This is a genomic window from Ammoniphilus soli (assembly GCF_040813775.1).
Genome location: NZ_JBEGDL010000050.1, coordinates 22828 through 29158, shown reverse-complemented (window position 1 = coordinate 29158; position 6331 = coordinate 22828). Strand labels below are relative to the sequence as shown.

At 38.4% G+C, this 6331-nt stretch carries 7 protein-coding genes and 1 riboswitch; of the genes, 1 reads left to right on the top strand and 6 read right to left on the bottom strand.

What is annotated here, in order from left to right; translation table 11 throughout:
* Window positions 1-181 precede the first annotated feature (181 nt).
* On the top strand, window positions 182-616 hold the full coding sequence (locus ABLT31_RS35275) for an SRPBCC family protein (RefSeq protein WP_367760334.1): 435 nt from the start codon (window positions 182-184) through the stop codon (window positions 614-616).
* 340 nt (window positions 617-956) lie between these two features.
* On the opposite strand, the gene ABLT31_RS35270 is transcribed toward ABLT31_RS35275, so the two are convergent.
* From ABLT31_RS35270 to ABLT31_RS35245, 6 genes are all read right to left on the bottom strand, one after another.
* A complete protein-coding gene (locus tag ABLT31_RS35270; protein WP_367760333.1) occupies window positions 957-2303 on the bottom strand; it encodes a TrkH family potassium uptake protein in 1347 nt (448 codons plus the stop codon).
* 45 nt (window positions 2304-2348) lie between these two features.
* Entirely contained in the window at window positions 2349-3008 is a 660-nt protein-coding gene (locus tag ABLT31_RS35265) for a potassium channel family protein (RefSeq protein WP_367760332.1), read from the bottom strand.
* A 165-nt stretch (window positions 3009-3173) separates the two neighbouring features.
* Window positions 3174-3330, bottom strand: a riboswitch (cyclic di-AMP (ydaO/yuaA leader).
* Between the two features lie 169 nt (window positions 3331-3499).
* Window positions 3500-4036 (bottom strand): CBO0543 family protein, encoded by a 537-nt coding sequence (locus ABLT31_RS35260; RefSeq protein WP_367760331.1) that lies wholly within the window; start codon window positions 4034-4036, stop codon window positions 3500-3502.
* A 425-nt stretch (window positions 4037-4461) separates the two neighbouring features.
* Entirely contained in the window at window positions 4462-5151 is a 690-nt protein-coding gene (locus ABLT31_RS35255; protein WP_367760330.1) for an ABC transporter ATP-binding protein, read from the bottom strand.
* Complete coding sequence (locus ABLT31_RS35250; protein WP_367760329.1) at window positions 5148-5528, bottom strand: GntR family transcriptional regulator; 381 nt, start codon at window positions 5526-5528, stop codon at window positions 5148-5150. The genes ABLT31_RS35255 and ABLT31_RS35250 overlap by 4 nt, the downstream gene beginning before the upstream one ends.
* A gap of 4 nt (window positions 5529-5532) precedes the next feature.
* Window positions 5533-6330 carry a hypothetical protein gene (locus ABLT31_RS35245; RefSeq protein WP_367760328.1) on the bottom strand — a complete coding sequence of 266 codons (798 nt, stop codon included), beginning with the start codon at window positions 6328-6330 and terminating at the stop codon, window positions 5533-5535.
* Window position 6331 lies beyond the last annotated feature (1 nt).

The window sequence follows — 6331 nt, the reverse complement described above, 5'->3', positions numbered from 1 at the left end:
ACATGACTTAAACTAACTTACAAAACCATTTATTAACATACCGTATTCAACATTATGCCCAATAGTTCAGAAACAAAAAGAGAACTAGCCACGACAGCTATTCCTCCGCTACTATATCCATTAATTTAATGGTATAATTATCCATATATTTAAATTTAATAAAGTGAGGCGGTAATTAGTAATGGAAACAGGTGATAAAGTAACAATAACGGTAGAAACCAGAGTTCATGCACCAGTTGAAAAAGTTTGGGAATATTGGACAGAACCACAGCATATAACGAAATGGACTTTTGCCTCTGATGACTGGCATGCACCAAATGCCGAAAATGATTTAAGGGTTGGCGGAAAATTTCATACAAGAATGGAAGCAAAGGATGGAAGCTTTGGATTTGATTTTGGTGGAGTTTATGATAAAATTAGAATAAACGAATTTATTTCTTACACTCTTGGAGATGGAAGAAAAGTTACGGTCACTTTTATTAGTCAAGATAACGACACTAAGGTAATTGAAGCTTTTGAAGCGGAAACCACCAATTCCATTGAGATGCAAAAAGCAGGCTGGCAGGCGATTCTAGACAATTTCAAAAAATATAGTGAACTTTCTAAAGAAGGTTAGGATAAAATCAATCGAACGTGCAGGTTGAATAATAATTATTGAAAGGCTAATTTTAAACCTTCCGAAAGGAAGGTTTTTTTAATGCTAACAATATTAAAGTTTAGAGACTATACGCCAAGAGGTATAAAAAATGCTTTACCAGACCGTAATCGACGAACCGTATCCCTAAATAAAACATGGTATTGCGTTAAACTGCCCTTTAGCGCAGCAACAAAAAAGGGATGCCGAAATATCCTCATATCGAGCTATCGATCCCCGTTTAATAGGACACCATTCCAAATTTAGTGATTTTTATTAACACAACAAAAAACTCCTCCCAGAATGGAAAGAGCTTAATCACTTATCCGATTAATATCTTCTCTTCAATGTACTTCACTTTACTTTTATTACTATGCTTTAGCAATGCAAATGCCATGGTTAATGGTCCAATCCTTCCAATAAACATCATAATGGTAATAAGAATCCTTCCGAGAGGAGAAAGGTCACCCGTCAATCCAGCTGACAGTCCCACGGTTCCGAATGCAGAAACGGTTTCGAAAAGAATAATGCTCATATCTGCCTTTTCCGTAAAAGAAAGCAGGAAGAATATAATAAATATGAATAGAATTCCCGTGAGTCCAATTGAAAATGCTTTATTAACTAACTCCCACGAAATTCTCCTCCTTAAAGCGTTCACTTCATCTTTATTGGTTAGAACGGACCATAAAGCAAGGAGGATCAAAGCAAAGGTTGTAATTTTGATGCCACCACCTGTCGAAGCGGAGGAAGCTCCAATGAACATGAGTGCCATGATAAAAATGAGTGACGGAAGAGTCATGGCTGTGATATCAATCGTATTGAATCCTGCTGTCCGTGGTACAACTCCCTGAAAATACGATGCCCATAGTTTGTCCGATAAAGGTAAATGAGCTAACGTAGCTGGGTTGTTAAATTCAGCAACAAATATAACAATAGACGCAACCACATTGATAATTACCGTTATAAGTAGCGCAAGTCTAGAGTGAAGGGATAATTTACGAATAGATTTTTTCACCCACAAATCCATGATTACCGTAAATCCAATACCACCAGAGATGAACAAAAAAGTGATGGCTAGGTTAATGATAGGGTCGCCGACCCATTTGCTTAAGCTATCTGGTTCTAATCCGAATCCAGCGTTATTAAACGCCGATATGGAATGAAATATTCCATACCAAATGGCTTTTCCTACCGGCATTTCCATTGACCAACGGATAGAGAGAATGATGGCTCCTAACACTTCAATTAAGAGCGTGATGGTGATAATTCTTAATACAAGTTTTACGACACCTTCTAATGCAAACTGGTTTAACGTGCTTTGGAGAACTAATCGCTCCTTTAGACCAATCTTTTTCCCCAAAAGGACAACCATGAATACCCCTGTCGTCATAAACCCCCATCCTCCAACTTGAATGAGGACCAGAAGTACAGCTTCCCCAAACGGAGTAAACGTTGTACCCGTATCAACAACGGCTAATCCCGTTACGCAAACCGCTGACGTGGCTTCGAATAGGGCATCAATAAAACTTAATCCATGCCCTTCTTCTACCGTTGCTATCGGCAGCATAAACAACATGGTCCCGATAAGAATTAACGTCCCAAACCCTAAAATAAGAAGACGTGCAGGATGAATTTCAATTAACCTCATTTTTTTATTTAGCAATGACATGAAATAACAACCTCTTTTTATGCAGGGTAGCTAGAATGAATAAACCTAAGTAATACTTTCCTCAAAACGTTTTAAATGGGCATTCTCACCCATCACAACCAGAATATCATCGGCTTGAATCATATCTCCCGCTTGAGGAGCAATGTTGATACGGGGTCCACTTTTTATCGCCATAACATTGACCCCAAACTTTGGACGGATATTTAAATCAATAAGTGATTTTCCATCCAACTTTTCTCCTGCTACAACTTCAACAATACTATAGTCTGCGGCTAATTCAATAAAATCAAGGATGTTTGGTGATACAAGATTATGAGCCACACGACTCCCCATATCCCTCTCAGGAAAGACTACTCTATTAGCACCGACTTTATAAAGTACCTTTCCATGACGTTCGTTTCTTGCCTTGACTATTATGTTCTTTACACCCAATTCTTTTAAAACAAGGGTTGTTAAGATACTGGCTTGAATATCTTCGCCAATAGCAACGACAACGGTATCAAAATTTCGGATACCAAGTTCTTTCAGGGATTGCTCATCCGTTGAGTCAGCTTGAACGGCATAAGTAGTATATTGTACATGTTCTTGTATACTCTCCTCAGAAGAGTCTATTGCCATGACTTCATAACCCATCTCATAAAGCGTTTTAGCAACGCTAGAACCGAAACGTCCCATACCAATGATGGCAAATGTTTTCGCAGCCATAAAATACATCCCTTCTAAAACAATGTGTAAATGTAACACGATATAGGGAACCATCTCTATGTGTATAGAATTACCAAATGAAAAATAAAAAAGCCAACAAAAGAGAGTATCTCTTCGTGGCTAGATTAAGCATCATCAAAAAAACCATGCTTATGCACGATATCATCCACCCCTCTTCATACGCTTACGAGGTTAGCTGTCGGATTCGGGCGTGAGAGTCGCCCTACCTGTGAAGGAAGATAAAAAATGTACCTACACAAGATTCACCCCATATTTATTGGGTCCCCCGCTTCCCATAAAAGGAACTAAGCGATTTCCAAAAAGTTCAATTATGAATGATATCTTACTCCTATGATATAGATTATGCAAACATTTTTTTTATACTGCTTATTACGTTAAACTCCCGTTACCGCAGCAACGAAACAAGGACGGATGCTAATCCCGTCCCCCGCGCTATCGAATCCCGTCGCTGAACAAATAACAGAATAGAATTAATCCAGTTCACGAATTGGAATTTCAAAGTATATAATTGATAAAATCGTTAATAACAGAGCCGCTAACCAAGCCCAAAAAGGTCTGGAATAATGGAGACGTATGACAGGAAGCGAGATAAACCAAAATACGACTGACCACCAAATGTTCCACCCATTGTGATAGGTTATTATCTTTGCATTAGCAAGAAGAGCTTCTAATATCGACAAGAGAACAGTCCAGAATGTAATATACAAAAACTGTTGAATAATGGATTTATAACGATAAAACGTAAGAAAAAGAAAGCAAATAGAAGGTAAGATAAAATAATCTAACCGTAATTCTTGTATTGTTCGATTTGGAAAGAGAAAAGAGCTGTGAAATTTCCATAATGGATAATTATGCGTAAGATGAAAAACAGTTAGACTTACAACAGTTGAGAAAAGGATGGATGGGTAATATTTCTTCAAATTTCTCCAATCCCCAAAACGCCATATTGCAATTAGCCATAATAAGGTAAAAATCAATGGCATGTAGGGACGAATGGCTGAAAACATTAATATGTCTCCTTATTAGGAATTTCTTGTTAATAAGCATTACCTTATAAATCTGTTTTGATTCGTTAACAAGAACCCCTTCGAAGATGACCAATTAATTAGGGTGAAAAGTTTATTTTACTGACATTACGAAGATAATTCATATTAAACTATTCTGTCCATTAGCGGAACAAAAAGAATGGGATGCCGTAGCATCCCTTATAGCACGCTATCGATCCTCGTCAGCTCAATAACCTAATCATTTAAGCGTTTATTAATAACTAAAATCCCATCAAAGGCATTTTCATTAGCGGGTTGAATTTCTAAATTTTTTTAGCCACTTAAATGCATTTGGTTTAATATTTTATCACGTTATGAAAAAACTGTTCCTGATCGTATTGAAACCAAAAAAAGCACCTGTAAAAAGATGCTTTTTCAGTGGGAGATTATTGATAGATTTTGGTCATCCATTCAACGATTCCCATGTTTTGTTCACTGCGTAGCAATTCCACGTTATGATGTCCAATAATATGTCCGTCCTTAATCGCAATCACTTCATCAAGAATCGTTTCAATTTCATTGATTTCATGAGTCGTGATCAGCACGATTTGATTCTCAAGATCAATGAATTCAATTAATCCCTTTACAATGGAATCACGAACCATCGGATCAAGACCGGAAAGAGGTTCATCCATTAAAATGACAGGAACTTCCCGTGCAAGGGTAAGAACCATCTTTAACCGTCCGCGATTTCCTTTGGAAAGGTTTTTAAGCTTAGCGTTCGGGTCCAATTTCATGAATGTGCGGATTTCTTCCGCTTTCTCTCTATTAAAATCCGGAAACTGTGATGCATAAAAATCAATCGTTTGACCGACATTGTAAAATCCGTAATATTCATCCAGCTCTGATAAATACGAAACCTGCTTGGCGATACGGCGATCGACTCTAACCCCGTTTACGGTAACACTCCCTTTAGATGGTTGAATGAGGCCCGCTATTAATTTTAATGTCGTTGATTTTCCACTACCGTTTTCTCCGACGAGCCCAACGATTTTCCCCTTCGTCAGCTCTAGATTAACCTCATCGAGAGCAACCTTGGTCATAAATTTCTTGGTTACTTGATTAAGCTTGATCATTGATTGGCATCCCCTTTACTCTGATGCAAAAATATTTGGAGTCCCTTTTCGATTTCTTGGTTTGAGAACCCCAAGGCATGCATGCCTTGGACAAATTGTGAGATTTTCTCCTGCTTAAGCCGTTCTCTCATTTGGTTTAATATGCCTATATTTTCCGTGACAAACGTCCCTTGCCCTCGTTTCGTCTCCACCGTTCCCATCCCTTCCAACTCTCGATAGGTTCGTTGTACCGTGTTCTGATTTACTTTAACCTGAATAGCCATCTCTCGGACGGATGGAAGTTTGTCACCAGGCTTCATTTCACCACGCAGGATCTGCTCGTTAATCCGAACGGCCAGTTGGAGATAAATGGGGTGTGATGAATGAAATTCTGTCATTTCTTTACACCTCAACTTTTCGGTCCAATATCCAACTAGCAACGAAGAAAAGTAAAACAACCATTACTCCTTCCATGACATAGGCGCCCAAATAGAGGCTGAATGGCTCGGTATCAATCATCATTTCTGGGCTATATTCCAAGCTTTGAATAAAATTCATGGCTTCAATCATACTCGTAGCTTGAAATTGACCCCACATCGTAAGCCGCTCATATAATGGAGACTCTAAAAGCCAGTTATATAACGTTCTAGTTGCAATTACAATGATGAAGGTGGACAGAATACTTAAAAATGTGCCTAGTTTGCTAGCGATGATCCTATAGATTCCCCAGTAAAACAAAAACCAACTAGCAAAGCTAATGGCAACTACGAAAAGCTGAACTGCGCTAAAAAGTCCGAAGTCTATAATGATTGACCAGGGCACTGGTTTGGGGATGTTGGCCGATAAATGTAATGCTAGAAGTAAGGTGATTCCAATGATCGCCTGCGTGATTAACATGGAAATAAGTCCGGCAACCACCTTCGATGATAATAGCGAGGAACCTGTCATGGGATTATGCAGCCATAAATGGAGTTTTTTTCTTTCCGATCGCAAGCTAAAAAACAGGTAATAAACTAAGTAAAACGCTTGAAAACCAGAAATAAAAATAGCTACTCCGAGAACAGCTTCCCACTGGTACCCATACTGAGAGCCGATGTAATAAGCAACACTTGTAATAAGAAGAAAGGCGATCAAAGGGAATAGAAAGGCTAGCATTCCTAATCGCAGCTCTTTTTTGGTTAGACTTAACCATGTGGTCATT

Coding starts and splice junctions, on each gene's coding strand:
- ABLT31_RS35275 (WP_367760334.1), top strand. CDS start 182: ATGGAAACAGGTGATAAAGTAACAATAACGGTAGAAACCAGAGTTCAT.
- ABLT31_RS35270 (WP_367760333.1), bottom strand. CDS start 2,303: ATGTCATTGCTAAATAAAAAAATGAGGTTAATTGAAATTCATCCTGCA.
- ABLT31_RS35265 (WP_367760332.1), bottom strand. CDS start 3,008: ATGGCTGCGAAAACATTTGCCATCATTGGTATGGGACGTTTCGGTTCT.
- ABLT31_RS35260 (WP_367760331.1), bottom strand. CDS start 4,036: ATGTTTTCAGCCATTCGTCCCTACATGCCATTGATTTTTACCTTATTA.
- ABLT31_RS35255 (WP_367760330.1), bottom strand. CDS start 5,151: ATGATCAAGCTTAATCAAGTAACCAAGAAATTTATGACCAAGGTTGCT.
- ABLT31_RS35250 (WP_367760329.1), bottom strand. CDS start 5,528: ATGACAGAATTTCATTCATCACACCCCATTTATCTCCAACTGGCCGTT.
- ABLT31_RS35245 (WP_367760328.1), bottom strand. CDS start 6,330: ATGACCACATGGTTAAGTCTAACCAAAAAAGAGCTGCGATTAGGAATG.